Raw genomic sequence first — 15,352 nt, forward strand, 5'->3', positions numbered from 1 at the left:
CGATGGGTCTGCAACAGTTCTGGTTCATCTTGATCGGCGTGCTGTTCACCGGCTACTTCGTGCTCGAGGGATTCGACTTCGGCGTGGGCATGTTGATGCCGATTCTCGGAAAGGGTTCGGATACCCGCCGCCGCGTGGTGCTCAACACGATCGGGCCGGTATGGGACGGCAACGAGGTGTGGCTGATCACCGCCGCCGGTGCGCTGTTCGCGGCGTTTCCCGAGTGGTACGCCAGCATGTTCTCGGGATTCTATCTGGCCCTGCTGCTCCTGCTGGTCGCGTTGATTCTGCGGGTCTGCGCGATCGAATACCGCGGCAAGATCAATGACCCGAAATGGCGGGCCTGGTGCGATATCGGCATCGGGATCGGATCGTGGATTCCGGCGCTGGCTTGGGGATGGGTGTTCGCGAATATGGTGCGGGGTGTGCCGTTGAACGCGGAGAAGCAGGTCGTCGGGTCGGTGGGGGATCTGCTCAGCCCGTACGCGCTGCTCGGTGGGCTGGCGACCGCGGTGTTGTTCGCGCTGCACGGTGCGGTGTTCCTGGTGCTCAAGACGGCCGGCGAGGTTCGGGTCGACGCCTTGCGGATCGCCAGGTTGCTGCTGATTCCCGCTGCGCTTGTCGTTGGCGGGTTCGGATTGTGGACACAGCTCGCCTATGGCGCCGGGTGGACCTGGATTGCGCTGGCGACCGCGGTGCTCGGGCTTGTCCTCGCCGCGGTCGCGAATGTCGCGGGGCGTGATGGCTGGGCCTTTGTGGGGACGACGTTCACTGTTGTCTCGGCGACGGTGCTGATCGTCGGATCGATGTTTCCGAATGTGCTGCCGTCGACAATCGACCCGCTCTACGACCTCACCATCTACAACGCGTCATCGACGCCGTATACGTTGAAGGTGATGAGCTGGGCGGCGTTGATCGCTACGCCGGTGGTGCTGATTTATCAGGGGTGGACCTATTGGGTCTTCCGGCAGCGGATTCGGGTCGAACAGATTCCGCCGCCGGTGGGTTTGCCGCTGAGCGGTAAGGGCTGAGGCGATGGCGTCGGCCTTGTCTCGGGACGTGGTAGCTCGCGAAAGGTCGGACGCTGTGGTGTCGGAGAGCTTGTCGCAGGATGGACCGGGGCCGGGCGCGACACGGTCCAGGCGCGGACCCGTGGATCCGCGATTGTGGCGGTATGCGCGGTCGGCGCGGCCGCATCTGGTGATCGCCGTCGCGCTGGCGCTGGTGATCACAGCGACGATCGTGGTGATGGCCATCGTGCTGGGGCGGGTGCTCGCCGGGGTCATCACCGATCCCACCAAGCGTGAATTCGGTGCCTGGACCACGGAATTGATTGTGCTCGCCGGTGCTGTCGCGGTGCGCGGGGTGGCGAGTTGGTGGCAGGCGCGGTTGGCGCATCGGGCCGGGAGCACGGTGGTCGCGGAGCTCGAGACGGCGGTGCTGCGGGCGGGCGCCGAACTGCCGCCACGCGAGCTCGACGTGCGGCGGACGGAGATCGCAGTCGTCGTCGGTAATGGGCTCAGCGGGTTGCGTGGATGGTTCACGGGTTATCTGCCCGCGCTCCTACTGGCCTGCCTGGTGCCGCCGGTTGTGTTGGTGGTCATCGCCTTTCACGATCGGACCTCGGCGCTGATCGCGGTGATCACCGTGCCGTTGATTCCGGTGTTCATGGTGCTGATCGGGCTGCTCACCCAGGGCCGTGCCGAAGCGACGCTGACCGCGACCACTCGCTTATCGGACCAGATCCTGGATCTCTTCGCGGGAATGCCCACCTTGCGCGCGCTCGGTCGTGAAGGTGCGGACGGTCCTTCGATGATGAATCAGGTGCAGGCTCTTGGCGATTCGCTGCGGCAGCGGACCATGCGCGCGCTGCGGATCGCGTTCCTGTCCTCGATGGTGCTGGAAAGCCTCGCGACGCTGAGTGTCGCGTTGATCGCGGTCGCGATCGGGCTGCGGTTGGTGTATGGGGATATGGCGTTGTACAGCGGGCTGGTGGCGTTGATTCTCGCTCCCGAGGTGTATTGGCCGCTGCGGCAGGTGGGGGAGAAGTTCCATGCGGCGCAGGACGGAATGGCCGCCGCTGACCGGGCTTTCGCCGTGCTCGAACCGAGGGATGCGCACCGGCGATCCGCGCCTGCTCACGCCGCCTTGGGATCCGGCCTGCCTGAGGTGGGCAACGTTGGCCATGAGGAATCGGGGTCGCGGGTGGGCGGCAGCCGCACGTCGCGCGCACGTACCGGAGCAGGTGTAGGACCGGCACGGATTACGTTGCGCGGATTGTCCGTCGCCGCCAGGGCGGGCACCGCGCCCGATCAATTGTCGGCCGTGCTCGAACCCGGTGTGGTGACCGTCTTGACCGGGCCGAACGGGTGCGGGAAATCGACTACGGTGCAGGCGATTCTGGGGCTGATCGAACCTGACGAAGGTGCTGTCCTCGTGGACGGGACCGATGTTCGTGAACTCGACCTCGACAGCTGGTGGAGTCGCATCGCCTGGTTGCCGCAGCGGCCGGTGCTGGTTCCCGGGACGTTGCGCGAGAACGTCGAGTTACTCGGGGCGGTGTCGGACCAGACGGCTGATCTTCGAGCCGTCAGTACCGCGACAGGATTCGAGAGTGTGCTGGGCGAACTTCCCGATGGCTGGAACACCATCGTCGGGCAGAACGGCACCGGCCTCTCCCTCGGTCAACGTCAGCGCCTGGCCCTGACCCGAGTCCTCGCCGCGGATCGCCCGATTCTGCTACTCGACGAACCCACCGCCCACCTCGACTCCGAGAGTGAGCGACGCGTACTCGGCACCCTGCGCACCCTCGCCGACCGCGGCGCCACGGTGATCGTCATCGCCCATCGCCCAACGGTTCTCGCTGCCGCTGACGTTGTCGTCCAGGTGGTCGCGGGCGAAGCGGTGTCCACCGAACGAACCGGCCAGGAGGTGCAGGTCTCGTGAGTGCCGTTCAGGATGTTCGCGGTCGGCGGGTGAACCAGGTCGAAGGTGTCGGGCGACCGGGTGGTCGCGCCCCCTACGGGCAGGACCGATCAGCAGGCACCGGCCTCGTGCGGGACGTGCGGGAGATGTGGCGGCTACTCACGTTGTCGCCCGCGCGGGTCGCGGTGGCGATCGCGTGGGGTGTCGCGGCGTTGGGGAGTGGGCTCGGGTTGGCGGCGCTGGCCGCGTGGTTGATCGCGCGGGCCTGGCAGATGCCGCCGGTGCTGGATCTGAGTGTCGCGGTGGTCGCGGTGCGGGCGCTGGGTATCTCGCGGGGATTGTGCCGGTACCTGGAGCGGCTGGCCACCCACGATGTGGCGTTGCGGGCGATGACGACCGCACGGACCTCGGTGTATCGCACCCTGGCGCAGTCCGACGTGTGGTGGTGGCGAGACCGGAGCGGGTCGGCTCCGTTGATCAGCGCCGAGCGGACATCGCCTCGGGCCGGGTCGTCGGTCGTCGGTCGTGACGGGGCGGCGGATTCGGGTCGGGAGATGCGGCGTGGGGATGTGCTGGTGCGCATCGGGGTCGATATCGACGATCTCGGGGCCATGGTCGTCCGGGTACTGGTACCGGTGGCCGTGGCTGTGGTGTTGTCGATCGCAGCGGTCGGGCTGATCGCGATCATCTCACCGTTGGCGGCGGTGATTCTGGCCGTGGCTCTGGGGGTTTCGGGGATGCTCGCGCCTTGGTTGTCGGCATTGGCCGCGCGGCAGGCCGAGCGGGCGGTGCGGGCCGATCGCGCGGAGTTCACCGCCGAAGCGCTCACCGTGCTCGATCACGCGGCCGAACTGCGGGTCGCGGGGCGATTGGACGCGGCGATCACGGTGGCGGACAAGGCTTCCCGCCGAGCGGTGGTCGCCGAGGATTCGGCTGCCTCGCGGAGCGCGTGGGCGGCCGCCGCGACTCCGCTCTCGATCGGGATCAGCGCGTTCGGTGCGCTGCTGGTCGGTATCGCCGTCTACGGGCCGACCGGAGGGCAACCCGGCGGCATGACCCCGATGGCCCTCACCATGCTCGTCCTGGTCCCGCTCTCCGCCTTCGAGGCCGTCGGCGCCCTCCCCGCCGCCGCGACCACCCTCACCACTTCCCGGGCCGCGCTCCATCGCTTACGCAGTATGTTGAACCCGGTCATGGACGGCGTCGAAGCGGGTGAACCCGGCTCTGTCGCGATGCCGGACGACGAACCGGCGCGACAGGCGGCGGCCGAACTCGCCACGGCGGCTGTGCGTGGATCTGCCACGATGGCTGGCGCGCTGGCCGTGCCGATGCCCGAGGGACGTCGGGTAGTTGTCGTCGGGCCCAGCGGCGCGGGGAAAACGACGCTGCTCATGGCCTGGGCCGGGCTCTTCGACACTCCTCGGGCAGGTGTCATCTTCTTCGCCGAGGACGCCCACCTGTTCGGCACCTCGATCCTGGAGAACCTGCGCGTGGCCCGCGGCAGCCTCACCACCGAAGAGGCCGAAAGTGCCTTGCGCACAGTCGGTCTCGGACTCTGGCTGGATTCACTACCCGACGGGATCCATACCTCGCTCATCGCAGGCGCCGCCGCCGTCTCGGGCGGTCAACGCCGCCGAATCCTGCTCGCCCGCGCCCTCGTCGCCCCCGCCCACACCCTGCTCCTCGACGAACCAACCGAGCACCTGTCCGCCACCGAAGGCGACCACCTCCTACGCGACCTACTCGACGCGAACAGCGGCCTCGTCGACCCCGACCGCACAGTCGTAGTCGTCACCCACCAACTCCCCACCGACCACCGCGCCGACACGATTGTCACTGTCGACGCCACCGGCGCTGTGACCATAGATGGTCACGCGTCATGGCAGCCCGAGTGGCACTGACGCCATATCGGATTAAATCCCGTGAGACGGAATTTCGAAATTCTGACGTAACTGCAGGTATTCAGCGTCGCCTACAGTAAATCGAGGTTGGAAGCGAAGTAGGGAATATCGGTGTGAGCCAAGTGAAATCGTTTGCGTTGGGATGGGAGTTGGACGGACGTGGCTGGGCGACCTGTACGTTCGACCTCGGTGGTGGGTGTACGTGAGCATTTCTCTCCGGTGCATCATTTCAAAATGATCGCGTATACCTTCAGTTGGTACGTTTTGGCGCTACCGACGATACGACCTGGGAGGAGGGCGGGGTGAAATGGAGCGGGGTGGTGTCGCTCATCGACTTCGTCAACTCGGTCCAGCTCGTGGGCAGCATCGTGCTCGATACCTGGGGGGAGGCGGGTTACCTCGAGCGGTGGGGTATGCCGTTTCCAATGGCAAGTTTCGATACGTTGAACCAAGTCCTCGAATCAAGGTCGGCGTCGTAGTGCAACCGGTCAATTCAATACCCGCAGCCAGTCTCGTTCTTTCCGTCAACCGCGCCCTATGGGGAGAGGTCTTTGGCGCGATTTCAGACGAGGATGCGGACTCGGTGAGCTGTGTAGGCGCTGAGGTAATTGCGGACTTTCCGGATCCTCGAATCGAGGAGGTTACCGTCGAGGATCGACTCGCCGATTCCGTTGCCTGCTGTGGAGGGTTCTATCACTGTCTTCATGAGACGTGAGTAGTGGAGAACAGTGATGCGCTGTTAGTCGACACCGCTCAGGTCCGACCTGACGAAGCCTGTGCTCAGTCGAATAGCGGTGCTGCGCAACATGATCTAATTGGCGGCGCGCCGGACGGGAGAGGTAGCGTTTCGCTATGACCAAGAAGCCGTCGAACCCGCACGATGCCTACGCTCGTCAGGTCCTCAGTCGTGCGGCCGACGCGGCCAGTGAGATCCGGGTCAACATCGATGCCGAGCTCGCCGCTCGCATCGATTTCGACGGGATGGTGTTGGTGCCGGGCAGTTTCATCACCGAGGACCTCCGTTCGCAGTACAGCGATGTCCTCTACCGGACCACGATCGACGACCGCGGCGCCTACCTCTACATATTGATCGAGCATCAGTCGTGCAGTGACCAACTGATGGCCTTCCGGATGCTCAGCTATGTGGTCAATATCTGGCGTCGGCATCTGGACGAGAACCCGACGCCGCAGGTGCTTCCCGTTGTTGTCCCGCTTGTGGTGCACAGCACCCATACGGGTCTGCGCTGGACGGCTCCCACCCAGCTCGGTGATCTGATCGACCTCGATGGCTCCGCGCGCGGCCTGCTGGATCGGTATCTGCCTCGGTTCGAGTTCCTTCTCGATGACGTCGCCCCACTGGATGTCGCGGCGTTGCGGGCACGCGAGTTGACTCCGGCGGCGCGGCTGATGCTGATCATGCACAAGATCGGACCAGGTAATCCGCACCTCGGCTCGGATATCATGGAGGTGGTTGACGAGCTGCGGGCGCTGTTGGATGGTCCTTCGGGTGCCCGGGAGTTCGACATTTTGGTGACGTATCTGTTCATCGTCGGTGATGTGAGCGTCGCTGATCTGCAGCCCTTGACCGATCGTCTCGGTCCCCGAGCGAAGGAAGTTGTGATGACCACAGCGGAACGGCTGGAAGCGCGCGGGGAGGCGCGTGGGCGCGCGGCGGGTCGTGTCGAGATGCTGGTCGAGCAGTTGACGGTCAAGTTCGGTCCGTTGCCGGGTGCCGTGACCGAGCGGGTTCAGCTGGCTGATGCAGAGCAACTCCACCTGTGGGCCAGGCGGGTTCTGACAGCTGGTTCCTTGTCGGAAGTGTTCGCGTAGTCTGCTCGACCTCGGTCGCGCGATAGCTTTGCACGTGCTGACAGTGACGATGAACGATCGAGCAGCGAGACTGCTCGATGTGCAGGGCGGCTTCGTGGGGCTGGATCCGAACGAGGGCTTGGCATCTGGGTTGCGGGCACGGGTTGATGCCGGGATCGGATGCCGCGGCGAGGTGGTGTGCTGGGCCCCGGTGCCTGCGCAGGCTGATGACGCGGCGAGACGCCATCAAGATCTCACCGGGTGGGAATGCCTTCATACCAGCATGCATCTGGAAGATTTTGTGCCGGTGGCGACTACCTCTGCGGACGGGCCGATCATCGGCTTCGGCGCGCAGCGAACTCTGCTGAGACAAGGGATCGCACTGGCTCGAGGAGTCGGGCGACTGGCCGGTGAACTGAGCACGCCGATTCCGCTGCGATGCATCATCGCGACCAACGAAACCAACGGCACGTTCAGGTTTCATCGGATCCGGCCCGACGAAAGCTGGCTAGTCGACGACCTCGATAGGTACGACGGCGAATGTGTCGTGGTTATCGACTTCCTTCGCTGAGCGGCTTGGTCTACTTCACGCGCGTGGTCGCGGAGCAGACTGGTCGGGTTAGGTCTCAGATTGCCAGGTCAGAACGGCAATTAATTCGATTGCCGAGGTTGGGGGGTGGGGCTAGATTCATCAGTACACAAGAGAGGAGGTGGTCTGAAGAATGTATGTTCAACGGATGCGTGAGGTGGCTGCTCGCTAGCAGCACCACTGTGGGATCCCCCCAGCGGTGCTGAGAGCGAATCCCAAGCAGGTACCCGACCCCCGAGCCCCCGGACGATCCGACCGGGACCATCGTGTTCACCGAACGCAGTGGAACGGCTCGGGGGTCGCTCCATTTCCAGACGCGAACTCCCCCGCCCAGAGCGATCCGGATGGGGGAGTTCGCGAAAATCTCAGCCGATGTAGCGGGCCAGCCGCGCCGACAGGCGGGGGACCAGTGCGCCGTCGGGGTCTACGCGCTCTTCGACGTAGGCGAGGTCGCCGTTGTCGACGATGCCGTAGAGGCGTTTCGCACCGCCGACCACCGCGCCGGAGGTGCTGCGGATGGAGACGTCGGTGGCGAGTTCCCAGGAGGCCTGGTTGCGGGCCTTGCCGTAGTAGAGCTCGATGACGCCGTTGCTGTGGGTGAGCAGGAGTTCGAGCAGCTCGTCGGTGCCCTCACCGCCGACCCGCCAGTAGCCGCTCTCGCGCAGGTCGGGGCCGGTGTACTTGCCGTCGGTGTCGAGTCGCCAGGTCTGTGATTCCCAGGCCAGGTAGTCGCCGCCGTCATGGGAGACGATGATCTGCTGGCCGAAGTGGTAGCCGCCCTCGGTGGGGTGGTGGCCTTCGCCCTCGCCGCGCCACACACCGACCAGCGGCAGCAGGGCCAGCATGGCGTGATTCAGATCCGGGCCGAGGCGCAGATTGGCCGTGTCCTCGGGCAGGGGGAGACCGGGCAGCACCGAAATGTTTCGGGCGCCGGTTTCTTTCGCTCGTTCGGCGGCGACGTTGACTGCTTCGTCGCCGCTACGACGCTCGGCCGGAGCGTCTTGCTCTGTGCTCGCTCGCTCGGCCTTGTCGTTACCTTCGCCGGCGAGCCCGCTCATGACTCGGTGAAGAGCCGGTAGAAGACGTACAGGCCGAACCAGCCGATGAGAATCGACACGGCGACAAGGAGTACCTCGAAGAAGATGACCACATTCGGAGTCTAGCTACTGCGCGCGACAGATACGAAAACGGCCCTGGTAGTTCCCGCACAGGAACTACCAGGGCCGTTGTGAGGTCTTACTTGGCGACCGCGACGTCCACGGAGTGGATGCCCGCGCCCTCGGGGCTGACCTCGGCCGAGCCGTTGCCCGACGAGCTCAGCGCGCGCAGGGTCCACGAACCCGGCGCGGCGAAGAAGCGGAAGTCACCGGTGCCCGAGGCGACGACCTCGGCGGTGAAATCACCGTTGCCGTCGAGCAGGCGCACGAACGCGCCGCCGACGGGCTGGCCGTCGGTGCTCAGGACACGGCCGGAGATGACCGTTTCCTTCTCCACGTCGACGCCGGCCGGAATGGCCTGACCCTGGGTAGGTGCTGCACACATATTGATTACGCTCCCAACTCGATAGGCGCACCGACGAGCGAACCGTATTCGGTCCAGCTGCCGTCGTAGTTCTTGACGTTCTGGTGGCCGAGCAGCTCCTGCAGCACGAACCAGGTGTGCGAGGAACGCTCGCCGATGCGGCAGTAGGCGATGGTCTCCTTCTCGCCGTCCAGGCCCGCATCCTTGTACAGCTCGGCCAGGTCGGCGTCGCTGCGGAAGGTGCCGTCCTCGTTCGCGGCCTTGCTCCACGGCACGTTGATCGCGCCCGGGATGTGGCCGGGACGCTGGCTCTGCTCCTGCGGCAGGTGCGCGGGGGCGAGGATCTTGCCCGAGAACTCGTCGGGGCTGCGCACGTCGACCAGGTTCTTGGTGCCGATGGCCGCGATGACCTCGTCACGGAAGGCGCGGATGCTCAGGTCGGGCGCGGCGGCCTTGTACTGGGTGGCCGGGCGCGAGACCGCGTCACGCGAAAGCGGACGACCGTCGAGTTCCCACTTCTTACGGCCGCCGTCGAGGAGCTTGACGTCGTTGTGGCCGTACAGCTTGAAGTACCAGTAGGCGTAGGCCGCGAACCAGTTGTTGTTGCCGCCGTACAGCACGACGGTGTCGTCGTTGCTGATGCCGCGCGCCGAGAGCAGGTCGGAGAACTGCTCCTGGTTCACGAAGTCGCGACGAACCTGATCCTGCAGGTCGGTCTTCCAGTCAAGGCGGATGGCGCCTTCGATGTGGCCACCCTCGTAGGCGGAGGTGTCCTCGTCGACCTCGACGAAGACGACGCCGGGGGCGTTGAGGTTCTCTTCGGCCCAGTCAACGGAGACCAGGACATCGGAGCGAGCCATGTTGTTCCTTTCAGAGATGACGTGCAAGGGGGTCAGTTCGGTGCCGGGGCTGGTGACCGGCGGAAGCGGGCGACCAGTGGGTAGATCTGGCAACCCAGGCAGACCCCGAACGCCGCGTTCAAGAACGCCGCGAACAGGGCGAAGCCGGCGAACACCGCGCCGACGATCGAGGAGCCGAGCGCGAAGCCCAGCAGGGAGAGACCGGCGAACACGAAGCCGAGCGCTTGCGCGAAACGCAGCGGGGGCACGGGCTCGGTCTCGGTGGGCGGACCGTTTCGCGGCGCGACGAGCGCGGCGTAGATCCGGCCGTAGGGGTGCTTGGCAGGGCCCGCGACCGCGCCGATCGCGAAGACGACGGCCTGCAGGCCGATCAGGATCGCGGCCGCGGCGGGCGAGAAGGCACTGACTGCGAGCACGAGTACGAGCACGCCGGTGGTGATCCAGGCCACGAAACGCGGCCCGCGAACGTCGACGCGAGGTGGGGATTGCGAGGAATTGGTCATTGTGCGAACTCCTGGGCTTGTCAGTAAGTCAAGGATCTGCCTGGTCACCGGGGGATCCGAGGGATCACTCGCACGGCGGGCATAGATCGACGTCAGAAATCTCGGGAGAGAAAAAGCCGATCGGTCAGCAGCACAGGCAGCAACAACCACCGAGGCGACACAGGTCAACTGTGCGGCGTCGGGTGAGCATCAGCTCGTGGTCGGTTTGCACGAGAAGTAGTTTACCCGGTCTCCCCGGGGAATGTCTCGGGCCCCCTGAATAGGGGGCTGGATCACAGTTGTCGACCGTCCTGGGCTCAGTACCGGCGCCAGCCGTCGCCCTGGTTTGCGGCCGTCCCGGTTCTGGACTGAGTGGAGGGTGCGACGAAGGAGTGCCCGGAGGGAGGGAAGAACCGGGACCAGAGGCCGCAAACCCGCGGCGCCAGCCGCCAAACTACACCGTCAGGGGTTCGAGGGCGGTGCGGAGGTCGCCGGCTTTCGGGACGCCGGAGATGCGGAAGCGTTCCTTGCCTTCGGCGTCGAAGACGAAGGTGGTCGGCAGCGACAGGACGTTGAGTTCGCGGGCCAGCGCGGGGTCGGCGTCGATATCGACCTCGATGTCGCGCGGGGCATTCGGGGATTCGGACAGCTCGGCGGTGACGCCGGCGACGACCCGGCGGACAGCGTCACACGGGCCGCACCAGTCGGCCGAGAAGTGCAGTACCGCAGGGGCCTCGCCGGTCACGCCCGCGGCGCCGAGCAAGCGTGCGCGCTGCTCGGTCTCGGGGTCGAGGGTGGCGGGACGAACCTGTCCCTGCCTGCGCGAGAGGTACACGCCGACCGCGACAGCGGCCGCGATGACGACGGCCAGAATGGCTAACTCGATCATGGTTGCTGCAATCGGTCCAGGTCGATGGTGACATTGCGGCCGACACCCTCGACAACGATCTGGCCGCCGAGCGCCGACACCTCATTCGGTGCGACGCCGAACGGCAACTCCTTGATATCGATCGTACGGCTGAACCGGGCGAGGACCGCGGCGTGATCGGTCTCGGGGATCTTCGAATCGGTGGTCACGGCGGCGGTGGTGTCGACGGGGCCGGTGGTGTCGGTGTAGAAACCGGTCGCCTGGATGCGAACCGTGTCGCCCTCGAGCAGCAGGTCGGCCTGGATCTGCACCGGGACGCGCGTCGCGGAACTGGACGGGGTGACGCCCGCGGGGAGAACACGACCGTTCGCCGCGGTCGGCAAGGTGCCCTTGAGAACGAGCACGCCCGCGGTGGTCATCCCGGAGCCGCCGGAGCCGCCCGTGCCGTCGGACTTGTCGGCGGGCGGGGTGTGGACCTGCAGGTCCGGGATGCCGAACAGTTTGCCGAGCTCGGTCGGCTCGAAACGCATCAACGCGTCGATCCGGTCGACCTGCACATTGCGCGCCGCGCCGTCGAGCAACTCACCCGCGGGGGCGTGCAAGCCCTGCAGCTTCGCCTCGATGCCGACCTCGCCGGGGATGTCGGGGCGCACGCCACGGGCGCGGATCGTCACGTCGTCGTAGCGGCCGTTCATCGCCTGGGCGATGAACGGGAACCCGTGGAACGTGACTTCCGGATCGGCGGACAGATCCGCGCCTGTCCGCAGTTGCCGGGAGACGTGGTACTCGGTGTAGGCGGCGGTGCCGAAATCGATGACCACCGCCAAACCGGCCAGGCAGAGAAGCCCGATGATCAGCTTGCGCATGCCGTGACACTAGCGGCTGGCGCCGCGGGTCGCGGGCCCCTGGTCCCACTTCTTCCCTCCCCCCGGGTACTCCTTCGTCGCACCCTCCACTCAGTCCAGAAGCGGGACGGCCCGCGACCGGGACCGGAGCGAACGACACAAAATGGACGCCGTGTTGCGAGGTAGTGGCTGTGTAGGCGCTAATGTTGCACACGACTTAACCTGTGTTTCGGCGACGTAGCTACGCGGCTGCTGTCGTCCGCGGAGCAACGAGATAGGAGGAGAGCCCCATGGAGCTGCTCCTACTGACCTCCGACCCCAACCCGGATGCGGTCCTGCCGTCGTTGACGCTTCTGGCGCACAACGTCCGGCCCGCGCCGACCGAGGTGTCGTCCCTGCTGGAGGCGAGCAGCGCGGATGTCGCGCTGGTCGACGCCCGCACCGACCTGGCCGCCGCGCGCGGTCTGTGCCGGCTGCTCGGGAGCACCGGGTCCTCGGTGCCGGTGGTCGCGGTCCTCACCGAGGGCGGCCTGGTGGCCGTCAACGCGGACTGGGGCCTGGACGACATCCTGCTGCCCGGCACCGGGCCCGCCGAGCTCGACGCGCGCTTGCGGCTGCTGGTCGGGCGCAACGGTGGGGTCGCCAGCCCGGAGAACACCGGCAAGATCACCCTGGGTGAGCTGGTGATCGACGAGGGCACCTACACCGCGCGCCTGCGTGGTCGCCCGCTCGACCTCACCTACAAGGAATTCGAGCTGCTCAAGTACCTCGCACAGCACGCGGGCCGGGTGTTCACCCGCGCGCAGCTGCTGCAGGAGGTCTGGGGCTACGACTTCTTCGGAGGCACCCGCACCGTCGACGTGCACGTGCGACGCCTGCGCGCCAAGCTCGGCACCGAGTACGAGTCGCTGATCGGCACCGTGCGCAATGTCGGCTACAAGGCCGTGCGCCCGGCCCGGACTGCGACAGCCAAGGGCGAGCCCGCGGTGACCTTCGTCGACGAGGACATCGACGGCGACGACTCCTACGTCCCGGTCAACGGCACCGCGCAGTAACACGGTCGGCGCTGCGCGGTAGCAGGTCGACACCGTGTGGTGGCGCCGGTCGGCGCGTCGCAATACGGTGGTCGGGGTGCAGCACCAGCGCTCGGGCCGACCGCGCGGTGGACCCGGCCGCACACCGAGGAGGATGGCGATGCCGGACACAGCAACCTTGACTTGGACCGATCGGGTCGAGCCCGGCACCGCGAAAAAGGTGCGCGAACTGCTCGAACGCGCCGCCGGCATCGACGGTGTCGCCCCGGTCTCCGAGCAAGCTGTGCTGTCGCTGGCCGAGGCTGACCCGTCGACAAGGCATGTGCTCGCGAAACGCGCGGGCGAGGTGGTCGGCTACGCGAATCTTGTTGCGGCACATGACGAACACCCCGCGATGGCCGAGGTCGCCGTCGCCCCGGCCGCGCGGGGGGCAGGCATCGGCGCGGATCTGGTCCGCGCCGCGCTGACCGAGGGTGGACCGGGCGCGCGAGTGTGGGCACACGGTGACCTGCCCGCGGCCAGGGCGCTGGCAACCGGCCTCGGCCTGAAAACGGCCCGTGAGCTGTGGCAGATGCGCCGCTCGCTGGCAACTCCGGAGCTACCGGAACTCGAGATCCCCGAAGACCTCATCGTGCGCACCTACGCGGGCCCCGTGGACGACCTCGAGCTCCTGCGCGTGAACAACGCGGCGTTCGCCTGGCATCCCGAGCAGGGCGGCTGGGCCGAGCGCGATATCGCCGCCCGCCGCGCGGAATCCTGGTTCGAACCGGCCGGTCTGTTTCTGGCTTTCGACGCCGCCGACCCCGACCGCCTGCTCGGTTTCCACTGGACCAAACAGGCTCCCGACGCCGCGCCCGCCGGTGAGGTGTACGTGGTCGGCATCGACCCGTCGGCGCAGGGGCGTGGCCTCGGCCGACTGCTCACGCTGGCCGGTCTGCGGCACCTGCGCGCGGCTGGATCCACCGAAGTCCTGCTCTACACCGAGGCCGACAACACCGCCGCCGTGCACACCTATACCAAGCTCGGATTCGCCACCGCCCACGTCGATGTCGCGTACTCGCTGCCCTGATGCGAGACACCTCACATGCGAGATGAATTCTCGGGCGCCAGGAGAATATTGCGAGGATGACCGGGTAAGCGCGAGTAAAACTGGGGCTAACGTCACATACAGGGCACTGATCGCGCCGGGCTGTTCATTCTCCGTTAACCCACATCGGGCCAACTGTCAACCGGACGACCTTAGGTTACTTCTGGGCGGCACCGTCGTCGCCTGGTGCGCGCATTCCTCCGGGACAGCGAGCGCCAGCCAGCCTCACTCGGGCCGGTGAGGGACCGAGTGAGACACCCAGCATTGTCGGAGGAAAAGTGAACTTCAAGCGCACCAGTGCCCTGGTCGGCGTCTTCGCCGTGGGCGCCATGACCCTGGCCGCCTGTGGCAGTGACGACAACACCGGTGGCGATCCGAGCAACGCGGCCAACACCAGCGTCGCTTGCGGTGGCAAGAAGGCGCTCAAGGCGTCGGGTGCTTCGTCGCAGAAGAACGCCATGGAGCGTTTCGTCGCCGCGTACGAGGCCAACTGCGACGGCTTCACCCTCAACTACACCTCCAGTGGCTCGGGCGCGGGCGTCAACGAGTTCCTCGGCGGCCAGACCGATTTCGGTGGCTCCGACTCGGCGCTGAGCTCCAAGAAGGAAGAGCCGGCCAAGGCCGCGGAGCGTTGCGGCGCCCCCGCGTGGAACCTGCCGACCGTCTTCGGCCCGATCGCCATCACCTACAACGTCGACGGCGTCACCGACCTGGTGCTCGACGGCCCGACCGCCGCCAAGGTGTTCAACGGCTCCGTCGCCACCTGGGATGCCCCCGAGATCAAGGCGCTCAACCCCAACGCCAAGCTCCCCTCGGAGAAGATCGCCGTGATCTTCCGCTCCGACGAGTCGGGCACCACCGACAACTTCCAGCTCTACCTCGACGCGGCCTCGGACGGCGCGTGGGGCAAGGGCGGCGGCAAGACCTTCAACGGTGGCGTCGGTGAAGGCGCCAAGGGCAACGAGGGCACCTCGGCCGCGATCAAGAACACCAAGAACTCGATCACCTACAACGAGTGGTCCTTCGCCAAGGCGCAGAACCTGTCCATCTCGCAGATCATCACCTCCGCGAGCAAGGACCCGGTGAAGCTGTCGGCCGAGACCGCCGCCAAGGCCATCGACGGCGTGAAGGTCAAGGGCGAGGGCAACGACCTGGTCCTCGACACCAGCTCGTTCTACAAGCCGACCGTCGCCGGCTCGTACCCGATCGTCATGGCCACCTACGAGGTCGTGTGCTCCAAGTACGCCGACGCCGAGACCAGCAAGGCCGTCAAGGCGTTCCTGACCTCGGCCGTCACCAACGGCCAGTCCGGTCTGACCGAGGCAGGCTACGTGCCGCTGCCCGACGCGTTCAAGACCAAGCTGACCACCGCGATCAACGCCATTTCCTGATCGCTTTCTGGCCATGACCATGCACCCTGAGGTGACCGCG

15 protein-coding genes are annotated in these 15,352 nt (G+C 66.4%); 8 read left to right on the plus strand and 7 right to left on the minus strand.

Annotated elements, in window-relative coordinates; all coding sequences use genetic code 11:
* Positions 1-2: 2 nt before the first annotated feature.
* From cydB to cydC, 3 genes are all read left to right on the plus strand, one after another.
* Positions 3-1,031 carry a cytochrome d ubiquinol oxidase subunit II gene (gene cydB / locus ACQHI0_RS31300; RefSeq protein ID WP_427905325.1) on the plus strand — a complete coding sequence of 343 codons (1,029 nt, stop codon included), beginning with the start codon at positions 3-5 and terminating at the stop codon, positions 1,029-1,031.
* A gap of 4 nt (positions 1,032-1,035) precedes the next feature.
* Positions 1,036-2,946 carry a thiol reductant ABC exporter subunit CydD gene (gene cydD / locus ACQHI0_RS31305; protein ID WP_427905326.1) on the plus strand — a complete coding sequence of 637 codons (1,911 nt, stop codon included), beginning with the start codon at positions 1,036-1,038 and terminating at the stop codon, positions 2,944-2,946.
* 125 nt (positions 2,947-3,071) lie between these two features.
* Positions 3,072-4,826, plus strand: a complete 1,755-nt coding sequence (gene cydC / locus ACQHI0_RS31310) for a thiol reductant ABC exporter subunit CydC (RefSeq protein ID WP_427909364.1) — start codon at positions 3,072-3,074, stop codon at positions 4,824-4,826.
* Positions 4,827-5,388: 562 nt separating this feature from the next.
* On the opposite strand, the gene ACQHI0_RS31315 is transcribed toward cydC, so the two are convergent.
* A complete protein-coding gene (locus tag ACQHI0_RS31315; RefSeq protein WP_427905327.1) occupies positions 5,389-5,532 on the minus strand; it encodes a hypothetical protein in 144 nt (47 codons plus the stop codon).
* Between the two features lie 146 nt (positions 5,533-5,678).
* Here ACQHI0_RS31315 and ACQHI0_RS31320 point away from each other — a divergent pair, with 146 nt between their 5' ends.
* Both ACQHI0_RS31320 and ACQHI0_RS31325 read left to right on the plus strand, forming a co-directional pair.
* The gene (locus ACQHI0_RS31320; protein ID WP_427905328.1) at positions 5,679-6,656 is read left to right on the plus strand and encodes an Rpn family recombination-promoting nuclease/putative transposase; all 978 of its coding nucleotides are present in this window, start codon (positions 5,679-5,681) and stop codon (positions 6,654-6,656) included.
* A 43-nt stretch (positions 6,657-6,699) separates the two neighbouring features.
* Positions 6,700-7,206, plus strand: coding sequence for a hypothetical protein (locus ACQHI0_RS31325; protein ID WP_427905329.1), 507 nt, complete (start codon positions 6,700-6,702; stop codon positions 7,204-7,206).
* A 383-nt stretch (positions 7,207-7,589) separates the two neighbouring features.
* Here ACQHI0_RS31325 and ACQHI0_RS31330 read toward each other — a convergent pair whose 3' ends face one another.
* The 6 genes from ACQHI0_RS31330 to ACQHI0_RS31355 all read right to left on the minus strand — a co-directional run bounded on the left by ACQHI0_RS31330 (position 7,590) and on the right by ACQHI0_RS31355 (position 11,821).
* Positions 7,590-8,282, minus strand: a complete 693-nt coding sequence (locus ACQHI0_RS31330) for an FABP family protein (protein ID WP_427905330.1) — start codon at positions 8,280-8,282, stop codon at positions 7,590-7,592.
* A gap of 178 nt (positions 8,283-8,460) precedes the next feature.
* Entirely contained in the window at positions 8,461-8,766 is a 306-nt protein-coding gene (locus ACQHI0_RS31335) for a DUF1416 domain-containing protein (RefSeq protein ID WP_266297200.1), read from the minus strand.
* Positions 8,767-8,771: 5 nt separating this feature from the next.
* Positions 8,772-9,605, minus strand: coding sequence for a sulfurtransferase (locus tag ACQHI0_RS31340; RefSeq protein WP_427905331.1), 834 nt, complete (start codon positions 9,603-9,605; stop codon positions 8,772-8,774).
* A gap of 32 nt (positions 9,606-9,637) precedes the next feature.
* A complete protein-coding gene (locus tag ACQHI0_RS31345) occupies positions 9,638-10,108 on the minus strand; it encodes a DUF4395 domain-containing protein (RefSeq protein ID WP_427905332.1) in 471 nt (156 codons plus the stop codon).
* Positions 10,109-10,541: 433 nt separating this feature from the next.
* A complete protein-coding gene (locus ACQHI0_RS31350; protein WP_427905333.1) occupies positions 10,542-10,976 on the minus strand; it encodes a thioredoxin family protein in 435 nt (144 codons plus the stop codon).
* Positions 10,973-11,821: an LmeA family phospholipid-binding protein gene (locus tag ACQHI0_RS31355; protein ID WP_427905334.1), complete on the minus strand. Its 849-nt coding sequence runs from the start codon at positions 11,819-11,821 to the stop codon at positions 10,973-10,975. Before ACQHI0_RS31355 ends, ACQHI0_RS31350 begins: the two co-directional genes overlap by 4 nt.
* 269 nt (positions 11,822-12,090) lie before the next feature.
* Here ACQHI0_RS31355 and ACQHI0_RS31360 point away from each other — a divergent pair, with 269 nt between their 5' ends.
* The 3 genes from ACQHI0_RS31360 (at position 12,091) to pstS (ending at position 15,312) form a co-directional block, all read left to right on the plus strand.
* Positions 12,091-12,855: a winged helix-turn-helix transcriptional regulator gene (locus tag ACQHI0_RS31360; RefSeq protein WP_427905335.1), complete on the plus strand. Its 765-nt coding sequence runs from the start codon at positions 12,091-12,093 to the stop codon at positions 12,853-12,855.
* Positions 12,856-12,994: 139 nt separating this feature from the next.
* The gene (gene mshD / locus ACQHI0_RS31365) at positions 12,995-13,903 is read left to right on the plus strand and encodes a mycothiol synthase (RefSeq protein WP_427905336.1); all 909 of its coding nucleotides are present in this window, start codon (positions 12,995-12,997) and stop codon (positions 13,901-13,903) included.
* Between the two features lie 296 nt (positions 13,904-14,199).
* Positions 14,200-15,312 (plus strand): phosphate ABC transporter substrate-binding protein PstS, encoded by a 1,113-nt coding sequence (gene pstS, locus ACQHI0_RS31370; RefSeq protein ID WP_427905337.1) that lies wholly within the window; start codon positions 14,200-14,202, stop codon positions 15,310-15,312.
* The last annotated feature ends 40 nt before the right edge of the window (positions 15,313-15,352 follow it).

Source organism: Nocardia sp. FBN12, assembly GCF_050320175.1.
Lineage (GTDB): Bacteria > Actinomycetota > Actinomycetes > Mycobacteriales > Mycobacteriaceae > Nocardia.